Below are 18,578 nucleotides of genomic sequence, written 5' to 3' on the forward strand. Positions count from 1 at the left end.
CTTCATCGTTCTTCGTGGGCCTGCCCGCGATGGCGGACTCTCAATCAGCGCAAAAACGCCTGCCGATACTCGCCAGGCGTCCCGCCGAGAACCTGCCGAAACCGGTTGGTAAAGTGACTCGCACTGGCAAACCCGCAGGCCAGCGCAATCTCCCCCAACGGCTGCGATGTCGCGCGCAGTAATTCCTGCGCCCGGCTCAAGCGCCGCGCCAACACATACTGATGCGGCGGCAATCCAAAGCTCTCCCGAAACATCCGCGCAAAGTGATATTCCGACAGCGCACACAAGCCCGCCAACTGCCCCAGGCTGATGGCTTCGGCCAACTGATGGTCGATGAACTCGACCAACTGCCGTCGCTGATGTGCAGCCAAACCACCCTTGAGCCGCAAACCCTCGCGCATCCCGACCTGGCAGAGCAACACGTGGCTGAGCATCTCATGGGCCAGGCTGCTGGTGAGCAGGCGTTCGCCGGGTTCATCCCAGTTGAGCGTGAGCATCTGGTGAAAGCGTCGGGCTTGTTGCGGGTCGTCGAGAAACGTCCCTTCGCGCAATTGCAGCTCGCGAGGCTCGCGGTCCAGCAGGGTGACGCAGCCGAGGGCGAACTGTTCGGGGCTGAAATACAGGTGCGCCAGGCGAATGTCGCCGTTGATCACCCAGCCTGACTGATGGTCGGCGGGCAGGATACACAGTTTGTCCGGGCCGCCCTTGGTGCCGGGCTGGTCACGGCGAAAGGTACCGGTGCCGCCCGCGATGTAACAGGACAAGGTGTGATGGCTCGGCGCCTCGTAATCCTGGGCATCGTGATGGTTGCTCCACAAGGCTGCAGCCATGCCGTCACCGAGCTCGGCGCTGTGCTCGAGGCGAGCATTGGGCGAGCGGTTGAGGGCTTGAAAGACTTGCAGGGTTTCCAGTGCGGGCATGATCGTTTCTCCAACGCTTCGCATCCTACTCCGTAGACATTGGCCTGCCAGCCTCCGGGCCGACAAAAGCGCAAGTTTATGCAAGTGCGTGCGCGTTCGGCGCAGCACACTGGATCCTTAATCAGGCAATGCCCTGTGGCGAGGGAGCTTGCTCCCGCTTGAGTGCGCAGCACTCACAAAAAAGGGTCGCTTCGCAGCCCCGCGTCGGATCGCCGCCCGGAGCCAAGCTCGCTCGCCACAAAAGCAGACCGCATTGCACCATCCGGAGCCTTCGCCATGAACCTTTCGCTGTACCTGCTGACCGTACTGATCTGGGGCACCACCTGGATTGCCCTGAAATGGCAATTGGGGGTGGTGGCGATTCCGGTGTCGATCGTCTATCGCTTCGGCCTCGCCGCACTGGTGCTGTTCGTGCTGCTGTTGCTCAGCCGCAAGCTGCAAGTGATGAACCGTCGCGGGCACTTGATCTGCCTGGCGCAAGGGCTGTGCCTGTTTTGCATCAATTTCATGTGCTTCCTGACCGCCAGCCAGTGGATACCCAGCGGCCTGGTGGCCGTGGTGTTTTCCACTGCCACGCTGTGGAATGCCCTGAATGCGCGGGTGTTCTTCGGCCAGAAGATCGCCCGCAACGTTCTGTTGGGTGGTGCACTCGGTTTGCTGGGGCTGGGTTTGCTGTTCTGGCCAGAACTGGTTGGCCACACCGCCAGCCCCGAAACCTTGCTTGGCCTGGGGCTGGCGTTGCTTGGAACGCTGTGTTTCTCGGCGGGCAACATGTTGTCGAGCCTGCAGCAAAAGGCCGGTCTCAAGCCGCTGACCACCAACGCCTGGGGCATGGCCTACGGCGCGGCGATGCTGTCGGTGTGGTGCCTGGTCAAAGGCATTCCCTTCGACATCGAATGGAATGCACGTTATATCGGCTCGCTGCTTTACCTGGTCATTCCGGGTTCGGTGATTGGTTTCACGGCCTACCTGACGTTGGTCGGGCGCATGGGCCCTGAGCGTGCAGCCTATTGCACGGTGTTGTTCCCGGTGGTGGCGCTCAATGTGTCGGCGTTTGTCGAAGGCTACCAATGGACCGCACCGGCGCTGGCAGGGCTGGTGTTGGTGATGCTGGGTAACGTGCTGGTGTTTCGTAAACCCAAGGCGCCGATGGTGCAGGGGAACGGCAAGCTGGCGTAATTGGCCGGGCAGACGTCAACCACGTCTGCCCGTGTCAGTCAGCCTTTCCAGACTTGCGGATTGACCAGATCCTGCGGCCGCTCGCCCAGCAGTGCGCTGCGCAGATTGGCCAGCGCACGGTTGGCCATGGCCTCGCGGGTTTCGTGGGTCGCCGAGCCGATGTGCGGCAAGGTCACTGCGTTTTTCAGTTGATACAGCGGCGATTCGGCCAACGGTTCCTTCTCGTAGACATCCAGCCCGGCGCCACGGATCTGATTGTTTTGCAGCGCTTCGATCAGCGCCGGTTCGTCCACCACCGGGCCACGGGCGATGTTGATCAGAATCGCACTGGGCTTCATCAACGCCAGTTCTCGGCGGCTGATCAGGTGTTTGGTTTTCTCGCTGAGCGGCACCACCAGGCAGACAAAATCGGCCTCGGCCAACAGCTCATCCAGGCTGCGGAACTGCGCGCCGAGTTCTTGTTCCAGCGCGGTTTTGCGGCTGTTGCCGCTGTAGATGACGGGCATGTTGAAGCCGAGCCGACCGCGACGGGCGATGGCCGCACCGATATTGCCCATGCCGACGATGCCCAGGGTTTTGCCATAGACGTCGGTGCCGAACAGCGGGGCGCCGACGGTCGCTTGCCATTGGCCGGCCTTGGTCCAGGCGTCCAGCTCGGCAACACGGCGGGCGCTGCTCATCAGCAGGGCGAAGGCCAGGTCCGCGGTGCTTTCGGTGAGGACATCAGGCGTGTTGGTCAGCATGATCCCGCGTTCGTTGAAATAGGCGACGTCGTAGTTGTCGTAGCCGACCGACACGCTGGACACCACTTCCAGTTTGCTCGCGTTCTCCAGTTGCGCCCGGCCAAGCTTGCGACCCACGCCGATCAGGCCATGGGCGTGGGGCAGGGCTTCGTTGAATTGAGCGTTGATGTCGCCGTTTTTCGGGTTGGGCACGATGACGTCGAAGTCCTGCTTGAGGCGTTCGATCATGTCTGGCGTGATGCGGCTGAAGGCGAGGACGGTTTTTTTCATGGGAGGAGGGCTCGTCGGGCGGGGAGAATGCCAAGCACGCTAACATTCTTCCCGGATAGTGTGCGAGTCCCCCGAAGCTACCGGGCGTCCGCAGCCCTTCGTAGGCGCCAGCAAGCCGGCGCCTACAGGTGGGTGGGGTTAGTTCGCCAGTCGAGCCCCTGCCAGACTCCCGCTCAACTCATACGCCGCCAGTTCCGCCTGATGCGCCGCCAGGATATCCGGCAACGAACCGCGCAAATACTCGACCCAGGTCTTGATCTTCGCATCCAGGTACTGCCGCGAGGGGTAGATCGCGTACAGGTTCAGTTCCTGCGACCGGTAATTCGGCATCACCCGCACCAGCGAACCGTTACGCAACCCTTCAATCGCCGCATACACCGGCAACACGCCGACGCCCATGCCGCTGGTGATCGCGGTCTTCATCGCGTCCGCCGAGTTCACCAGAAACGGCGAGCTGTGGATGGTGACCATTTCCTGACCTTCAGGCCCGTCGAAGGTCCACTTCTCCAATGGGATCACCGGGCTGACCAGGCGCAGGCACGCATGGTTCAGCAAGTCGCTGGGTTTATGCGCGCAACCGTTGGCTTTCACATACGCCGGCGAGGCGCAGACGATGCTGTAGGTGATGCCCAGGCGTTGGGAGACGAAACCCGAATCCGGCAGTTCGCTGGCAAGGACGATCGACACGTCGTAACCCTCGTCGAGCAAGTCCGGCACACGGTTGGCCATGGTCAGGTCGAAGGTCACGTCAGGGTGAGTCTTGCGATAGCGGGCAATGGCGTCGATCACGAAGTGCTGACCGATGCCGGTCATGGTGTGCACCTTGAGCTGCCCGGCCGGGCGCGCGTGGGCGTCACTGGCCTCGGCCTCGGCTTCTTCGACGTAGGCCAGGATCTGCTCGCAGCGCAACAGGTAGCGCTTGCCGGCCTCGGTCAGGGCGATGCGGCGGGTGGTGCGGTTGAGCAGGCGGGTTTGCAGGTGGGCTTCCAGGTTGGAGACCGCGCGCGAGACGTTGGCCGTGGTGGTGTCGAGTTGCACGGCGGCGGCGGTGAAGCTGCCGGCCTCGGCCACGTAACTGAAGGCGCGCATGTTTTGCAAAGTGTCCATGGGGTGCTCTCGGGTGCGATGGCAAATTGTGACACAACGTTTCAGGATCTGAGACCCCGACCAAGGGATTATCGCGTGAACGGTAACAAAGATTCACAGGAATCCCGGCTTATCGCGACCAGGACCCACCCCTAGAATTGCGGGCACTCCTGTAGACGCAGCCTTCGGCAGCTCCTACAGGGGAGACTTCTCCCCCTCTCAGGAAATCGCAGCAGTGCCGCGTCGCATCAGCAGAGCGCTTCAGACGCTCAGTGTTTTGGCTTTAACCCTGGCAATCAGCGGCTGCATCGGAACCGGAGGTATTGCCCCGCAGGGCAAGGCACTGGAGGCCAATTCACTGGCCACCGACGAAGCCATCCAGAGCGCCGCGCAGGACGCTCACTGGCCCACCGCACAATGGTGGCAAGCCTACGGCGACCCGCAACTGAATCGCTGGATCGACCTCGCCCTGCAAGGCAGCCCGACCATGGCCATGGCGGCCGCGCGAGTGCGTCAGGCCAGATCCATGGCCGGCATCGCCGAATCCGCCGAGTCGCTGCAGATCAATGGCCAATCCACCCTCAAGCGCCACAACTGGCCCTCCGATCAGTTCTACGGGCCGGGCGAGCTGGCCAATACGACGACCTGGGACAACAACGCTGCACTGGGCTTCAGTTACGCCCTCGACCTTTGGGGCCGCGAAAGCAATGCCACCGAGCGTGCCGTGGACATGGCGCACATGAGCGTCGCCGAAGCGCGCCTGGCCCAGCTCGAATTGCAGAACAATATCGTGCGCGCCTATATCGAACTGTCGCTGCATTACGCGCAACGGGACATCGTCGCTGCGACCCTGAAACAGCAACAGCAAATTCTCGACCTCGCACAGAAGCGTCTGAGCGGCGGTATCGGCACGCACTTCGAAGTCAGCCAGGCCGAAACGCCGCTGCCGGAAACCCACCGCCAGCTCGATGCCCTTGATGAGGAGATAGCCCTCAGCCGCAACCAGCTCGCAGCCCTTGCAGGCAAGGGGCCGGGCGACGGTGCGCAGTTGCAGCGGCCGACGCTGGCGTTGGCCACGGCGCTGAAATTGCCGTCGTCGCTGCCCGCGCAATTGCTCGGCCAACGCCCGGACGTGGTCGCCAGTCGCTGGCAAGTCGCGGCGCAAGCGCGGGGCATCGATGTGGCTCACGCCGGTTTCTACCCCAACGTCGATCTGGTCGGCAGCCTCGGCTACATGGCCACTGGCGGCGGAGCGCTGGAGTTTTTGACCGGCAGGAAACTCAATTACAGCGTCGGCCCGGCGATCTCGCTGCCGATTTTCGACGGTGGCCGTTTGCGGGCCGAACTGGGTGAAACCTCCGCCGGTTATGACATCGCTGTGGCGAAGTACAACCAGACGCTGGTCAACGCGCTGAAGAACATCTCCGACCAGTTGATCCGCCGCGAGTCCATGGACAAGCAGCAAACCTTCGCCGCCGAGTCCGTGGCCACCGCGCAGAAAACCTACGACATCGCGATGATCGCCTGGCAACGCGGGCTCACCGATTACCTCAACGTTCTCAACGCCCAGACGTTGTTGTTCAAACAGCAGCAGGTGCAGCAACAGGTTCAGGCTGCGCGGCTCAGTGCGCATGCCGAACTGGTGACGGCGCTCGGCGGTGGACTCGGTACGGGCAACGATGTGCCGACCGCCGAACAGACCCAGGCCCCGAAGACCCCGAGCCTTTTGCGTTGAACACACTACCTGTGGGAGCCAGCCTGCTGGCGATGAGGGGGCCACCACCAACATTGATGTCGACTGACACTCCGCTATCGCCAGCAGGCTGGCTCCCACAGGTTTTACTGAGCAGGATTCCATGACCCCCTTGCCCGCACCTCTGCGCTGGCTGTATTCCCTCGAATGGCGCCGGGGTTTCTTTGACTGGGCACGCAGTGACGGCGTGACCTGGGTCTACATTTTCAAGGTGTTGATCGCCGCGTTCATGACCCTGTGGCTGGCGATGCGTCTGGAATTGCCGCAGCCGCGCACGGCGATGATCACGGTGTTCATCGTCATGCAGCCGCAAAGCGGTCAGGTGTTCGCCAAGAGTTTCTACCGTTTTCTCGGCACCTTGACCGGGTCGGCCGTGATGGTCGCGCTGATTGCCTTGTTCGCGCAAAACACCGAACTGTTCCTCGGTTCGCTGGCGATCTGGGTCGGCATCTGCTCGGCGGGTGCCGCACGTTATCGCAACTTCCGTGCGTATGGTTTTGTCCTGGCCGGCTATACGGCGGCGATGGTCGGGTTGCCCGCGCTTGCACATCCGGACGGCGCATTCATGGCGGCGGTCTGGCGCGTGCTGGAAATCTCGCTGGGGATTCTCTGCGCCACCGTGGTCAGCGCCGCAATCCTGCCGCAAACCGCCAGTGCGGCAATGCGCAACGCCTTGTATCAGCGCTTCGGTGTGTTCGCCTTGTTCGTCACCGATGGTTTGCGCGGTCGTAGCAAGCGGGACGCTTTTGAAGCGAGCAATGTGCGCTTCATCGCTGAGGCGGTCGGCCTGGAAGGGCTGCGCAGCGTCACCGTGTTCGAAGACCCGCACATGCGTCGGCGCAACGGTCGACTCAGTCGTCTGAACAGCGAGTTCATGGGCATCACGACGCGCTTCAACGCCTTGCACCAACTGCTTGAACGCTTGCGCAGCTGCGATGCCGATCACGTGGTCGCAGCCATCAAACCGGGCTTGCAAGACCTGGCGGAAGTGCTTGACGGTTTCAGCGGTCGTGCCTTGACCAGCCCCGATGCGGCACGGTTGGTCATCGCGCTGAGCGTTTACAAGGAAGGGCTGCCGGCCAGGGTTCGCAGCCTGCGGGCGAGCTTTCAGGAGCGCAACCCGAGCGACGCCGAACTGCTCGATTTCCACACCGCGTACGAGCTGCTCTACCGTTTTGTCGACGACCTGCACAGTTATGCGCAGACCCACGCGTCCCTGGCCGATCACCGCCATGAGCGCGAGCGATGGGACGAGCCGTTCACCCCGCAAACCAACTGGCTGGCATCCGCCGCTTCGGGGATTCGCGCGGCATTCATTCTGGTTGTACTCGGCAGCTATTGGGTCGCAACGGCGTGGCCGAGCGGGGCGACCATGACCCTGATTGCAGCGGCGACTGTCGGGTTGTCCGCCGCAACGCCCAATCCAAAACGCATGGCGTTCCAGATGGCCTGCGGCACGTTCCTCGGCGCGCTGATCGGCTTCGTCGAGATGTTTTTCATCTTCCCGTGGATCGACGGTTTTCCCTTGCTGTGCGTGATGCTTGCGCCGGTGATCGTGCTCGGTTCGTTCCTGACCTCGCGCCCGCAATACGCCGGCGTCGGTCTCGGCTTGCTGATCTTCTTCAGCACCGGTTCGGTGCCGGATAACCTCACCGTCTACAACCCTTACGCCTTCATCAACGACTACATCGCCATGGTGCTCGGCATGCTGGTGTGCGCGGCGGCGGGGGCGATCATCCTGCCGCCCAACAGTCGCTGGTTGTGGCGTCGGCTGGAGCAGGATCTGCGTGGACAGGTGGTGTACGCGATCAGCGGCAAGCTCAAAGGCCTGGCCTCAAGTTTCGAAAGCCGCACGCGTGACTTGCTGCATCAGGCCTATGGTCTCGCGGCCGGCCAGCCGCAGGTGCAACGGGGCTTGCTGCGCTGGATGTTCGTGGTGCTGGAAGTCGGTCACGCGATCATCGAACTGCGCAAGGAACAGGCGATTCTGCCGGTGCACCCGGCGTATGCCGAATCGCAGCCGTGGCGCCAGGCCATCCGCGTAATGGGCCGCTCGCTGGTGCGGCTGTTCCTGCAACCAAGCCAGAGCAATCTGGAGCGCGGCCTGATCGCGGTGGACCATGCGATCAGCCGCGTACAAGCCACCGACGAACCCTTCGCCCCGCACTTCGATACCTCGGCATTACGTCGGGTGAAGAGCTACCTGCACTTCATCCGCACTTCGTTGCTCGACCCGCAATCACCGCTCGCTGCTTACGTGAACACCCCGCCTCAAGGACTTGAACATGCCTCGTGAAATCGCCTTCCACGGCGTGTACATGCCGACCATGACGCTGATGTTTTTCATTGCCGCGGCGCTGGCCTGGGCGCTTGACCGGTTCCTGTCCGGGTTCGACCTGTACCGTTTTTTCTGGCACCCGGCGCTGCTGCGCCTGAGCCTCTTTACCTGTCTGTTCGGCGCCCTGGCGCTGACTGTCTACCGTTGACTCTCTATCACTGAAGAAGGCCCTGATGAAAAAGCTTTTCAGCCTGCTTGCGACCCTGCTGGTGCTGGCCCTCGCGCTATGGATCGGCCGGACCCTGTGGGTGCATTACATGGACACGCCGTGGACCCGCGACGGCCGGGTGCGCGCCGACATCATCAACGTCGCCGCCGACGTCACCGGTGAAGTGGTGGACGTGCCGGTGCGCGACAACCAGCAGGTGAAAAAGGGCGACCTGCTGATGCGCATCGACCCCGAGCACTACCGCATCGCGGTCAAACAGGCGCAGGCGATGGTGGCTTCACGCAAGGCGACGTGGGAGATGCGCAAGGTCAACGCCCATCGCCGCGCCGACATGGATGCCCTGGTGATCTCCAGGGAAAACCGCGACGACGCCAGCAACATCGCCGACTCGGCCCTCGCCGATTACCAGCATGCGCAAGCGCAGCTGGAAGCGGCCGAACTGAACCTCAAACGCACCGAAGTGCGGGCGGCGGTGGACGGTTATGTGACCAACCTCAACGTCCATCGCGGCGACTACGCGCGCATCGGCGAAGCGAAAATGGCCGTGGTCGACATGAATTCGTTCTGGGTCTACGGCTTCTTCGAAGAAACCAAGCTGCCCCACGTGCGCGTCGGTGATAAGGCCGACATGCAACTGATGAGCGGCGAAGTGCTCAAGGGGCATGTGGAAAGCATCTCGCGTGGTATCTACGACCGCGACAATCCGGAAAGTCGTGAGCTGATTGCGGATGTAAACCCGACCTTCAACTGGGTGCGCTTGGCACAGCGCGTGCCGGTGCGGATTCACATTGATGAAGTGCCGGAAGGGGTGCTGTTGGCGGCGGGGATTACGTGCACGGTGGTGGTTAACTGATCTTCGCACCGCCGCTCCCACACTTGACCGAGTTTTTCCTGGATAAATACGATCGAATGTGGGGGCGGGCTTGCTCGCGAAGGGCGCGATTCGGTCTCACGCCTTGCAGAAAGTTTCATGCAAATGCCGCCAAAGAATTCTGCCTTCCACCTTCTCGAACACCACGGTCGAGCGACGATCGGAGTGCAGGCCGGTGGCATCGGTCTGTTGCTCGCGGTAACTCACGGTTGCACCACCGTCATGTAACGCGAGGCCACGCAATTCGCTCAGCTCGATCCGGAACCCGAGTTTCTTGCCGCCCGCTAGCGTGAACAACTCGTTCAACGCCGCAAAATCCAGCACCCGGCCCAACGGCGAGACCATGGAAAACTGCGGCGAAAAACGTGTCAGCAGGCGTTCAAGTTCAGTGGCATCCCGTTCTTCGGCCAGCCATTGTTCGATGGCCACATGGGCCTGGATCACTTCGTCAAAGTATTCGGTGTAGTCGGTCATGTTGTTTCCTGAAAAATGTGCAGAACCTGTTCTGACGCCATCGCCAGCAGGCTGGCTCCCACAGGATTAGCGCTATTTCAAAATCTGTGCATGACCTGTGGGAGCCAGCCTGCTGGCGATGGCGTCAACTCGGTCTCAGAGCTGCCCACGCAACCCAAACCGCTTCATCAACCCCGACTCCAGCAACCCCTTGGGCAACAACCCCGCCAACAACGGCAACGCCCGGCTGCCATTGCCCAAACGAATCAGCCGCGGCGGCTTGCCCTGCTGCACAGCCTTGAGCAACCCGGCAGCAAATTCACTGGCCGGCGTCGGGTTGTCCTGAGACGCCTTGGCTCGCGCCCGGATGCCTTCTCGCAGTGGAAACCACGGCGACTGCTCGCTGATCAATTGCTCGGCCTCAGCTCCTGCATTCTTGGCAAAACTGGAGGCGATAGCACCCGGTTGTACCTCCATCACCCGCACGCCAAACGGCGCCAGTTCCATGCGCAACGCATCGCTCAAGGCGTGTACCGCCGCTTTCGACGCGCAATACGCGCCCGCGAACGGCGTGACCAATACGCCGGACACACTGCCGATATTCACCACGATCCCTTTGGCCCGGCGCAACACCGGAAACAGCGCGCGCGTCACGCCGACGATGGCAAACACATTGGTTTCGAACTGCCGTTGCATGGCCGGTACGCCACCGTCCAGTAGCGGGCCCATCGCCCCATAACCGGCGTTGTTGATCAGTACATCGAGGCCGCCATGCCGTTGATTGATCTGTTCGCTCAACTGTTCGAGTGCCGCGCCATCGTTGACGTCCAGCTGCACGGCAGTGAACCCGGCGGCGGTCAAAACCGCCACGTCCTCAGCCTTGCGCGCACTGGCCCAGACTTCATAGCCGGCACCTTTGAAGGCATCGGCCAGGGCGCGGCCAATGCCGCTGGAACAACCGGTAATCAACGCAACGGGCATGGCGCGGTCCTTGTGCAGAAGAGAGAAAAGGGATCAGTCGGAGAAACTACCCTGCAAACGCTCGGCGCGAAACTCCAGGGTTTGCGGGCGATAGCCGGGGCGCAGCGGCGGCATGGGCAAACAGTCTTCCCAGTTCGCGCCGGCCTGCAATTCACCGGGACCGCGATAACGCGGCGCGGTGTATTGGTTGTCGGCCAGATTGACTGTGTCGCCCGGTGCGTACGCGGCGATGCGCCAACGCAGCTCGGTCAGCGGCACGTCGTTGCCGTTGTTCATTTTCAACAGCAGCGGGCGATCCGCCGGGCAGTGCTCCGGCGCATAAGTGATGCGCAACTCAAGCCGCGCCAGTTGCTTGACCTCGCGGTTGTCCATCCAGATCACCCAGGTGGCTACCACACCCAGTCCAATGGCGGCCGCCACCGAGACAGGCAAGGCCTTGGCCGGGTAACGCAGCAACAGGATCAGCCAGGTGATGACCAACAGGACGCCGATAAACATGTCGCACAACCTCGCAGGAGAGAGGCTCATCCTACCTAAGGGAGGGTGGACTTGGCGATGGGCGTGGTGAGGGCGACCGTTTGTCGAGCCTGTAATTTGTGACAGTAGCCATGCGTGGGTTTTCAGCATTAGCTGGTGCAAATCGACATGAAGACGCCTGATGCGGCCTCACCTGGCTTTCATACACCGCGACAGCCCAAGAATGATGGTCGTTGAACCGCGGGGGCTGGCTGTGCGTTCGGTGGATTACTACCGTGCCGTGGAGGGGGCGGATGCCGAAGCGCGGGTCAATCGCACAGTCCATGACCCTGCGGGGCGGGCGATTGCGCAGAGGGATCCGCGGTTGTTCCTGAATGCCTCGGCGCCGGCCAATCTGGTTACGATTCATGGCCTGTCGGGCACGGCTTTGTGCACCCTCAGTGTCGATGCCGGTCTGCATGTGAGTCTGTTCGGCGAGGGGGGGCAGCCGGTTCACAGCTGGGATGGTCGGGGTTCGCAGCACTGGATGCACTACGATAATCAGCTGCGATTGACGGCGCTGTTCGAGCAAGCGGCGGAGGGCGAGGCGTTTTGCGCGGAACGTTTGACTTACGCGGCCAACGATCAGGCATTCGCCGATCACAACCAATGCGGCCGATTGATCTGCCACGAGGACCCGGCTGGGGCTGTGCTGTTCAATGACTACGGATTGAGCGGCGCGATACTCGAGCAAGAGCGGCGTTTTGCCAAGGAGTCGTCTCCCGGTTTCGCCACGCACTCACGATTCAATCCGTTGAACGATCTGCTGTCCCGAACCGATGCACAAGGTAACGAACAACGCTTCAGCCAGACCGTGGGCGGCCATTTATGCGCCGTGGACTTGCGCTTGAACAACACGCTGGAATGGCTGCCCATGGTCAGCGCCATCACCTACAACGCCCACGGCCAGGTCGAGAGGGAAGTCGCCGGCAATGGCGTGATCACCACCCTCGAATACGCCACCGAAGACGGACGCCTGCAACGCCTGCTGTCCCGACTCGGTCAGGATGATCCGTTGCAGGACCTGCGTTATACCTACGACCCGGTCGGCAATGTGCGAAGCATCGAAGACGCCGCGCTGCCGATCCGCTACTTCGCCAATCAGCGCATCGAGCCGGTCAGTCATTACTTTTATGACACGCTTTACCGGCTGATCGAGGCCACAGGCTGGGAGGCCGGTTGGGTCAAACACGGCCCGTCATCGGCGATGACGGCGGACCCCGCCATGCCCGGCAACTACCGCCAGACCTACCGTTATGACGCCGGCAACAACCTGCTCGAACTGACCCACGTCGGCCCGCAAAACCACGGCCATCGGCTGGTTGCGGATGCCCACAGCAACCGCTGCCTGCCGGTGTGCGATGGCATTGAACCGGGCGAAGACGATTTCCGCAGCGGCTTCGATGCCAACGGCAACCTGCTGAGCCTGCAACCGGGACAAGCGCTGACCTGGGATCTGCGCAATCAACTGCGCGAAGTCCGGCCGGTCAAACGCGACGCTGGTCCTGACGATTTCGAATGCTACGACTACGGCGCTGACGGCATGCGCGTGCGCAAAGTCCGCTCGCTGCAAACCAATGCGCAAACGGTAGTCATTGAAACCCGTTACTTGCCCGGTCTGGAAATCCGCACCCACAGCGGCACCGGCGAAGTGCTGCACGTCATCGACATAGCGACCGGCCGCGGCAGCGTGCGGGTATTGCATTGGGAGGCTGGAAAACCGAATGAGATCATCAACAACCAGCAGCGTTACAACCTGACGGATCATCTGGGCTCAAGCGCGCTGGAGCTGGATCAGGACGCGAAGATCATCACTCAGGAACGGTATTACCCGTTTGGCGGAACGGCCTGGTCAAACGGTATGGCGGTGCAGGTCAGCTACAAAACGGTGCGGTATTCGGGGAAGGAGCAGGATGCGACAGGGCTTTATTACTATGGGTTCAGGTATTACGTACCGGGGCTGCAGCGCTGGTTGAATCCGGATCCGGCGGGAATGCAGGATGGTCCGAATGTATTTGCTTTTGTTAATGGAAATCCGGTTTCTTACAAGGATGTTCAAGGGTTAGGGCTCATTGATGTTTCGAATGTCACTCCTTGGCAGGCAAACTTGATTGGGCTCAATGGTCGTCAGGTCATTCCTGCCGAGCAAATGCACATTAAGAGTATATCGATGCAACATACGGATGCTCATCCTGTCGTGCGTACACACCACGTCGAAGAACGCGTCATGGATAATCTGATACTGGCTGATACAGCGAATAAAGTTTCTAAAGTGTTGCTGTATTTAGGTTCTGATAATCAAGCTCTTGAAGCCTGGAGAACGAGGGGACAATCTCACAATCGAATGCATATGATTCGAGCTGAAGACCTCCCGGTCCCTCAGATTGTGTACCATGGTGCAGGGAATTGTGCGGAGTTCGCTAAAGTCAACTTCCAATTGCTGGCAAGCGCTTCATCGCGACGGGATCCAATTTATCGAGTAGCGGCTGAGGGTGTAGATCATAACTTTGTGGTGATTGGCGACTCTCGCGTAGGGGAAGTCGTGTACGCCGATGCGTGGCCGATATTCCCTTTGGCGCATACGGGGGCTCATAAGAACTTTGCCATTGGTAAGGTTCTTGAAGTCATTGGCCCTGATCCTGTTCCGTTGGATAACTCTATCGAGGATTGGTTTCTAGAGAGAAATGCCGAAATAAAATTTCCGTTGAAGTCAGGTAATAAAGAACTGGATGCGCGCATCGTTCGTCAGATAAAACAATCAGTGTTGGAAAGAAAAATGTTCAATGTATGGTTCTCTGGGAGCGATAGATCGAACTTGCACAATTATCGGTCTCCTTCCAGGACTAAGATTTCTTCATTGTCAGCTGCGTATGTCGAGGAGCGACTGGGTCACGCTGCTGAGTTACAAAAAATATGGAGAAAATGAAGCGGTGGGCAAGATCTAGAGCTTGCCATACTGACTCACATGCAAGCATCGTAAAAGGCAACCACAATGCGCGCTCCCACACCGGCCATACACCGCCACACCCCAAAACTGATGGTCATTGAACCGCGCAGCTTGGCTGTGCGCTCGGTGGATTATTACCGTGCAGAGGAGGGGGCGGATGCCGAAGCGCGGGTCAATCGCACGGTCCATGACCCGGCAGGGCGAGAGAACGCGCAGTGGGATCCGCGGTTGTTCCTGCATGCCTCGGCGCCGGCCAACCTGAGCATGATTCACGGACTCTCCGGAACTGCTCTGTGCACTGTCAGTGTCGATGCAGGTTTGCGCATAAGCCTGTTCGGCGAGGCAGGTCAGGCGGTTCACAGCTGGGACGGCCGGGGTTCGCAACGCTGGATGCACTACGACGATCAAGTGCGATTGACGGCGCTGTTCGAGCAAGCTGCGGCGGGCGACGCGGTTTGCGCTGAGCGTTTGACTTACGCGGCCAACGATCAGGCGTTCGTTGATCACAACCAATGCGGCCGATCGATCTGTCACGAGGACCCGGCCGGGGCTGTGCTGTTTAATGACTACGGATTGACCGGCGCGGTACTCGAGCAGGAGCGGGGTTTTGGCGAAAGCGCGCAGTCTTTTTCAACGTATTCACGCGTTAACCCATTGGGCGACCTGTTGTCCCGGACCGATGCCCAAGGCAACGAACAACGCTTCAGCCAGACCGTGGACGGTCAGTTATGCACCGTGGATCTGCGTTTGAACAATACGCCCCAACACCTGCCGATCATCAGCGCCATCAGCTACAACGCCCACGGCCAGGTCGAGAGGGAAGTCGCCGGCAATGGCGTGATCACCACCCTCGAATACGCCGCCGAAGACGGACGCTTGAAACGCCTGCTGTCCCGACTCGGTCAGGATGATCCGTTGCAGGACCTGCGTTATACCTACGACCCGGTCGGCAATGTGCGAAGCATCGAAGACGCCGCGCTGCCGATCCGCTACTTCGCCAATCAGCGCATCGAGCCGGTCAGTCATTACTTTTATGACACGCTTTACCGGCTGATCGAGGCCACAGGCTGGGAGGCCGGTTGGGTCAAACACGGCCCGTTATCGGCGATGACGGCGGACCCCGCCATGCCTGGCAACTACCGCCAGACCTACCGCTATGACGACGGCAACAACCTGCTCGAACTGACCCACGTCGGCCCACAAAACCACGGCCATCGGCTGGTTGCGGATGCCCACAGCAACCGCTGCCTGCCGGTGCGCGATGGTATCGAGCCGGGTGAGGAGGATTTCCGCAACAACTTCGACGCCAATGGCAACTTGCTGAAGCTGCAACCGGGGCGGACATTGCATTGGGATGTGCGCAATCAATTGTGTGAGGTCCGGCCGGTGGAGCGCGACGGTGCCGAAAGCGACAGCGAGCGCTATGTCTACGGTGCTGATGGAATGCGCGTTTGCAAGGTGCGCTCTCTGCAAACCAACGCCCGAACGGTTTTCGCCCAAACGCTCTATCTGCCCGCTCTGGAAATCCGCACCCACAGCGGCACTGGCGAAGTGCTGCACGTCATCGAGGTAGCGACCGGGCGCGGCAGCGTGCGGGTGTTGCACTGGGAGGTGGGAATACCGAATGAGATCACCAACAATCAGCAGCGCTACAGCCTGACGGATCATCTGGGCTCGAGCACGCTGGAGCTGGATCAGGACGCCAACGTCATCACCCAGGAACGGTATTACCCGTTTGGCGGCACGGCGTGGAGTAATGGCGAAGCGGTGCAGGTCAGTTACAAAACCGTGCGGTATTCGGGGAAGGAGCGGGACGCGACAGGGCTTTATTGCTATGGGTTCAGGTATTACATACCGTGGTTGCAGCGGTGGTTGAATCCCGATCCGGCGGGAACTGTTGATGGTCTTAATTTATATCGGATGATTAGAAACGCACCGATAAATGAGATCGATGTCATGGGGTTGGCATCATCTGGAAATTTTAATGGTCTGAGAAGTACCTTTGCTAGTTTGCGTAAATGGGTTGTTTCAAAATGGAAGGGCGGGAGGGCTGACCAGTCAAGAAAGCCAAGTGCGCCAGGACCGAGTGCCTCTGTATATGACCGTGCAATCTTTACTCTTGCGCAAAGGGAGGGTAAGGCGAGCAGTATTGCGGATTTGAATGTATTTAAGGGGAATATTAACAATAACGTCGCGCAGCAGAACTTGAAGATTGAAGGTTTTCTTTATCGTAGTCACCACGTTGGTGCAATTAGTTCTACGGGGCTGATAAGAGCAAATGGAGCAGCAGAGCCAAGCGGTGACGAATTCTTTGCGCAGATTTTTCAGCACAGTGGAATGCAATCTGGGCTTGCAGGAAAGGTACTGTCTTTCACTCCTGATATTAATGTTGCTAGGCGATTCTCGAAAAGAGATGGGAATATTTTGGTTCGTGTTAATACCCGCTCGGATTCGGTAAAAGCGGGGTTTAGAACTACTGCCGATATAGTTCTGACAGACGCCGAGCGACTGATTGAAAATAGAGTAATTAGAATTCCCAGTCTGGTTAATGTGTTGGGGTATTTAGGGCAGGGGGAGATTGAGACTTTTTATATGGGAGGGGATATCCCGAGTGAGGCTGTTCAAGTTAATTATGAGGGTGGGTGGATCTCTGTTCAGGAATATGAAAATAAAAAGTCCAAGTTGTCAGCTCGGTTTGGAAAAGATTTACAAGTTGTGAAGTAAAAACTATCTACTTGGTGAGCCGTGAAAAAGCCCCCGCCCAACCCACTGCGGATAGGGAACGCAGTGGTCTGGACGGGGGCTTGTTTTTACCAACTACTTACTGCGCGATGGTTTTCACCGACACGCCGCGCTCGATCGGCGTAGACCGACCATAGATATCTTCAAACCGCTCGATATCGTCTTCACCCAGATAGCTGCCCGATTGCACTTCGATGATCTCGAGTGGAATCTTGCCCGGGTTGCGCAAACGGTGAACCGAAGCAATCGGAATGTAGGTCGACTGGTTTTCAGTCAGCAGAAACACATTCTCATCGCAGGTCACTTCGGCGGTGCCGCTGACCACGATCCAGTGTTCGGCGCGGTGGTGGTGCATTTGCAGCGACAGGCACGCGCCCGGTTTGACCGAGATGTGCTTGACCTGGAAGCGCCCGCCCATGTCGACCGAGTCGTAGGAGCCCCACGGACGATAGACTTCGCAGTGGTTCTGGGTTTCGCTGCGACCCTGTTCGTTGAGGGTGTTGACCATCTGTTTCACGCCTTGGACCGAGTCCTTGTGCGCGATCATCATGGCGTCCTTGGTTTCGACGACCACGATGTTTTCCAGGCCGATCACCGACACCAGTTTGCCATTGCCATGGATCATGCAGTTCTTGCTGTCCTGAATGACCACGTCGCCTTTGGTGACGTTACCGTTGACGTCTTTGTCATTCACTTCCCACAGCGACGCCCAGCAACCGACATCGCTCCAGCCTGCAGTGAGTGGTACGACGCAGGCGCGCTGGGTTTTTTCCATGACCGAGTAATCGATGGAATTGTCCGGGCAGCAGGCGAAGGTGGCTTCGTCGATGGTGACCGTGTCGGCATCCTGTTCGCTGCGCTCAAGGGTCAGCAGGCAGGTGTCGTAGATGTCCGGATCGTGTTTTTTCAGCTCTTCCAGGAAGCGGCTGGCACGGAACAGGAACATGCCGCTGTTCCAGAAGTAACCGCCGGACTGGACGAACTCGGTGGCGCGTTTGACGTCAGGTTTTTCAACGAAGTGCGAGACGCGGCTGACGCCTTCAGGCAGCAGTGAGTCGTTGGTCGACTTGATGTAGCCGTAGCCGGTTTCCGGTTTGGTGGCCGGGACGCCGAACAGCACCATTTCGCCGTTTTCGGCGGCGACAGTGGCCAGGGCCAGGGCGCGTTGCAGGGCTTTCTGGTCTTCCAGCACGTGGTCGGCTGGCAGCACCAGCATCAGCTCGTCACGACCTTCATTGACCAGCATCATCGCGGTCAGGGCAACGGCCGGCGCGGTGTTGCGACCGAACGGTTCCATCAGGATGCGCTGGGTGTCCAGTTTACGGTTGGCCAGTTGCTCGTTGACGATGAAACGGTGGTCCTTGTTGCAGACCACGATCGGGGTGTCCATGCCTTCGAACACCAGGCGTTCCAGGGTTTGCTGGAACAGCGTGTGTTCGCCGGTCAGGGCGAGGAATTGCTTAGGGAACTGCTTACGGGAAAGCGGCCAAAGACGTGAGCCACTACCACCTGACAAGATCACCGGAATCATGTTGTTACTCCTTGAAAATCGTATGGGTCAGAGCTACTGCGTTCTGTCGTTTCACTCTTGTTCTTATTCCGTAGCCCGA

Annotated in this window: 14 protein-coding genes; 7 read left to right on the top strand and 7 right to left on the bottom strand. The window is 59.8% G+C overall.

Annotated features, from left to right (window positions below; translation table 11 throughout):
• Positions 1-44: 44 nt before the first annotated feature.
• Positions 45-920, bottom strand: coding sequence for a helix-turn-helix domain-containing protein (locus tag ACM1ZW_RS13715; protein ID WP_416740702.1), 876 nt, complete (start codon positions 918-920; stop codon positions 45-47).
• 276 nt (positions 921-1,196) lie between these two features.
• Between ACM1ZW_RS13715 and ACM1ZW_RS13720 the strand changes: the two genes are divergently transcribed.
• A complete protein-coding gene (locus ACM1ZW_RS13720) occupies positions 1,197-2,099 on the top strand; it encodes a DMT family transporter (protein WP_416740703.1) in 903 nt (300 codons plus the stop codon).
• A 38-nt stretch (positions 2,100-2,137) separates the two neighbouring features.
• Here the strand turns inward: ACM1ZW_RS13720 and ACM1ZW_RS13725 are convergent, their stop codons facing one another.
• Both ACM1ZW_RS13725 and ACM1ZW_RS13730 read right to left on the bottom strand, forming a co-directional pair.
• Positions 2,138-3,112, bottom strand: a complete 975-nt coding sequence (locus tag ACM1ZW_RS13725) for a 2-hydroxyacid dehydrogenase (protein WP_414879402.1) — start codon at positions 3,110-3,112, stop codon at positions 2,138-2,140.
• A gap of 138 nt (positions 3,113-3,250) precedes the next feature.
• Positions 3,251-4,219, bottom strand: coding sequence for a LysR family transcriptional regulator (locus tag ACM1ZW_RS13730; RefSeq protein WP_017336614.1), 969 nt, complete (start codon positions 4,217-4,219; stop codon positions 3,251-3,253).
• Positions 4,220-4,433: 214 nt separating this feature from the next.
• On the opposite strand from ACM1ZW_RS13730, the gene ACM1ZW_RS13735 reads away from it, so the two are divergent.
• The 4 genes from ACM1ZW_RS13735 (at position 4,434) to ACM1ZW_RS13750 (ending at position 9,311) form a co-directional block, all read left to right on the top strand.
• On the top strand, positions 4,434-5,933 hold the full coding sequence (locus tag ACM1ZW_RS13735) for an efflux transporter outer membrane subunit (RefSeq protein WP_416740704.1): 1,500 nt from the start codon (positions 4,434-4,436) through the stop codon (positions 5,931-5,933).
• Positions 5,934-6,054: 121 nt separating this feature from the next.
• Positions 6,055-8,247, top strand: coding sequence for an FUSC family protein (locus ACM1ZW_RS13740; protein ID WP_416740705.1), 2,193 nt, complete (start codon positions 6,055-6,057; stop codon positions 8,245-8,247).
• Entirely contained in the window at positions 8,237-8,437 is a 201-nt protein-coding gene (locus ACM1ZW_RS13745) for a DUF1656 domain-containing protein (protein ID WP_007896379.1), read from the top strand. Before ACM1ZW_RS13740 ends, ACM1ZW_RS13745 begins: the two co-directional genes overlap by 11 nt.
• A gap of 25 nt (positions 8,438-8,462) precedes the next feature.
• The gene (locus tag ACM1ZW_RS13750; protein ID WP_416740706.1) at positions 8,463-9,311 is read left to right on the top strand and encodes an efflux RND transporter periplasmic adaptor subunit; all 849 of its coding nucleotides are present in this window, start codon (positions 8,463-8,465) and stop codon (positions 9,309-9,311) included.
• Between the two features lie 96 nt (positions 9,312-9,407).
• Here ACM1ZW_RS13750 and ACM1ZW_RS13755 read toward each other — a convergent pair whose 3' ends face one another.
• From ACM1ZW_RS13755 to ACM1ZW_RS13765, 3 genes are all read right to left on the bottom strand, one after another.
• Positions 9,408-9,803 carry a DUF4440 domain-containing protein gene (locus ACM1ZW_RS13755; protein WP_416740707.1) on the bottom strand — a complete coding sequence of 132 codons (396 nt, stop codon included), beginning with the start codon at positions 9,801-9,803 and terminating at the stop codon, positions 9,408-9,410.
• Between the two features lie 135 nt (positions 9,804-9,938).
• Positions 9,939-10,763, bottom strand: coding sequence for an SDR family oxidoreductase (locus tag ACM1ZW_RS13760; RefSeq protein ID WP_416740708.1), 825 nt, complete (start codon positions 10,761-10,763; stop codon positions 9,939-9,941).
• A gap of 33 nt (positions 10,764-10,796) precedes the next feature.
• Positions 10,797-11,261, bottom strand: coding sequence for a hypothetical protein (locus ACM1ZW_RS13765; RefSeq protein WP_017336620.1), 465 nt, complete (start codon positions 11,259-11,261; stop codon positions 10,797-10,799).
• 202 nt (positions 11,262-11,463) lie between these two features.
• Here ACM1ZW_RS13765 and ACM1ZW_RS13770 point away from each other — a divergent pair, with 202 nt between their 5' ends.
• Both ACM1ZW_RS13770 and ACM1ZW_RS13775 read left to right on the top strand, forming a co-directional pair.
• On the top strand, positions 11,464-14,205 hold the full coding sequence (locus ACM1ZW_RS13770) for an RHS repeat domain-containing protein (RefSeq protein WP_416740709.1): 2,742 nt from the start codon (positions 11,464-11,466) through the stop codon (positions 14,203-14,205).
• Between the two features lie 66 nt (positions 14,206-14,271).
• Positions 14,272-16,950 (top strand): RHS repeat domain-containing protein, encoded by a 2,679-nt coding sequence (locus ACM1ZW_RS13775; protein ID WP_416740710.1) that lies wholly within the window; start codon positions 14,272-14,274, stop codon positions 16,948-16,950.
• A gap of 97 nt (positions 16,951-17,047) precedes the next feature.
• Here the strand turns inward: ACM1ZW_RS13775 and ACM1ZW_RS13780 are convergent, their stop codons facing one another.
• Entirely contained in the window at positions 17,048-18,499 is a 1,452-nt protein-coding gene (locus tag ACM1ZW_RS13780) for a mannose-1-phosphate guanylyltransferase/mannose-6-phosphate isomerase (protein ID WP_017336622.1), read from the bottom strand.
• Between the last annotated feature and the right edge of the window lie 79 nt (positions 18,500-18,578).

It is taken from the genome of Pseudomonas sp. NFX71, from assembly GCF_048079215.1.
GTDB lineage: Bacteria > Pseudomonadota > Gammaproteobacteria > Pseudomonadales > Pseudomonadaceae > Aquipseudomonas > Aquipseudomonas fluorescens_B.

What these genes read in the sequence shown, in the direction of transcription:
- ACM1ZW_RS13715 (WP_416740702.1), bottom strand. Translation starts at nt 920, where the DNA reads ATGCCCGCACTGGAAACCCTGCAAGTCTTTCAAGCCCTCAACCGCTCG.
- ACM1ZW_RS13720 (WP_416740703.1), top strand. Translation starts at nt 1,197, where the DNA reads ATGAACCTTTCGCTGTACCTGCTGACCGTACTGATCTGGGGCACCACC.
- ACM1ZW_RS13725 (WP_414879402.1), bottom strand. Translation starts at nt 3,112, where the DNA reads ATGAAAAAAACCGTCCTCGCCTTCAGCCGCATCACGCCAGACATGATC.
- ACM1ZW_RS13730 (WP_017336614.1), bottom strand. Translation starts at nt 4,219, where the DNA reads ATGGACACTTTGCAAAACATGCGCGCCTTCAGTTACGTGGCCGAGGCC.
- ACM1ZW_RS13740 (WP_416740705.1), top strand. Translation starts at nt 6,055, where the DNA reads ATGACCCCCTTGCCCGCACCTCTGCGCTGGCTGTATTCCCTCGAATGG.
- ACM1ZW_RS13745 (WP_007896379.1), top strand. Translation starts at nt 8,237, where the DNA reads ATGCCTCGTGAAATCGCCTTCCACGGCGTGTACATGCCGACCATGACG.
- ACM1ZW_RS13750 (WP_416740706.1), top strand. Translation starts at nt 8,463, where the DNA reads ATGAAAAAGCTTTTCAGCCTGCTTGCGACCCTGCTGGTGCTGGCCCTC.
- ACM1ZW_RS13755 (WP_416740707.1), bottom strand. Translation starts at nt 9,803, where the DNA reads ATGACCGACTACACCGAATACTTTGACGAAGTGATCCAGGCCCATGTG.
- ACM1ZW_RS13760 (WP_416740708.1), bottom strand. Translation starts at nt 10,763, where the DNA reads ATGCCCGTTGCGTTGATTACCGGTTGTTCCAGCGGCATTGGCCGCGCC.
- ACM1ZW_RS13765 (WP_017336620.1), bottom strand. Translation starts at nt 11,261, where the DNA reads ATGTTTATCGGCGTCCTGTTGGTCATCACCTGGCTGATCCTGTTGCTG.
- ACM1ZW_RS13770 (WP_416740709.1), top strand. Translation starts at nt 11,464, where the DNA reads ATGATGGTCGTTGAACCGCGGGGGCTGGCTGTGCGTTCGGTGGATTAC.
- ACM1ZW_RS13775 (WP_416740710.1), top strand. Translation starts at nt 14,272, where the DNA reads ATGCGCGCTCCCACACCGGCCATACACCGCCACACCCCAAAACTGATG.
- ACM1ZW_RS13780 (WP_017336622.1), bottom strand. Translation starts at nt 18,499, where the DNA reads ATGATTCCGGTGATCTTGTCAGGTGGTAGTGGCTCACGTCTTTGGCCG.